This is a genomic window from Streptomyces sp. NPDC046887, from assembly GCF_040644755.1.
Lineage (GTDB): Bacteria > Actinomycetota > Actinomycetes > Streptomycetales > Streptomycetaceae > Streptomyces > Streptomyces lichenis.
Window position 1 is genome coordinate 1 of sequence record NZ_JBEYXH010000079.1, and the last position, 1,188, is coordinate 1,188.

General features: G+C 38.6%; 1 protein-coding gene. It reads left to right on the plus strand.

Annotated features, from left to right (window positions below; all coding sequences use genetic code 11):
* Window positions 1–88: 88 nt before the first annotated feature.
* Window positions 89–1,188, plus strand: a 1,100-nt coding sequence (locus tag ABZ945_RS32910) for a M20 family metallopeptidase (protein WP_361277126.1), incomplete at its 3' end; no start/stop codon positions are given.

Sequence of the window (1,188 nt, forward strand, 5' to 3'; positions counted from 1 at the left end):
ACTGCTGGGCAGCGACCCGGACGAGCGCGGACTGCGCCTCGGCCTGGAGCGCTCCTACCGGGACGGGTAGAAAGTTTAGAGGTATCATATGAAACTACTTAATAATTTGTTGACTAGCTTAACACAATATGAGAATGAAATGATTCAAATTAGGCGTCATCTTCATCAATACCCAGAAATTTCTTTTCAAGAAAAAGAAACATTTAAGTATATTATGGGCTTTTATAAAGAACTTGACTGTGAACCAAAACTTATCGGAAAGGGATTTGGAATCATCGTTGATATTGAAGGTGGAAAATCCGGAAAAACTCTTGCGTTGAGAGCAGACTTTGATGCTCTTGCTATTTTTGAAGATAATGATTTAAGTTTTAAATCGGTCAATCCAGGAGTAATGCATGCCTGTGGACACGATGCACATACTGCATATTTGATGGTACTTGCTAGAGAACTAGTAAAAATAAAACAAGAACTTCCGGGAAGAGTTAGAATTGTCCATCAACCAGCAGAGGAAGTATCTCCTGGTGGTGCCAAAGGTATGATTAAAGCAGGAGCTCTTGACGGTGTCGATAATATGATCGGGGTTCATGTGATGACTACAATTAAAACAGGGGTCATTGCCTATCATAATAAAGAAACTCAAACGGGACGTTCTAATTTCACCATTACAATCAAAGGAAACGGAGGTCACGCTTCTATGCCACAATTAAGTAATGATGCAATAGTAGCCGCTAGTTACTTTGTAACTGAACTCCAAACAGTAATTTCAAGAAGAATAGATCCATTTGACATGGGTACTGTAACTATTGGATCATTTGATGGAGCAGGAAGTTTTAATGCTATACAAGATAAAGTAGTGTTAAAAGGGGATGTTCGGATGATGAAAGAAACAACTAGAAAAGTCATCCGAGACCAAGTGAAACAAATTGCTAAAGGCGTTGGAGTAACCTTTGGGGTTGAAGTGATTGTAGATTATGACGATAACTATCCTGTACTCTTTAATTCAGAAAATCTCACTCACTTTGTAGTTGACAGCTTAAAAGATCAGAATATTTCAGAAGTCAATAATATAGTCGATTTAGGACCACAAAATCCTTCTGAAGATTTTTCATATTATGGGCAAGTTGTACCAAGTACTTTCTTTTACATTGGTGCACAGCCTGAAGACGGCGGAAATTATCCCCATCATAG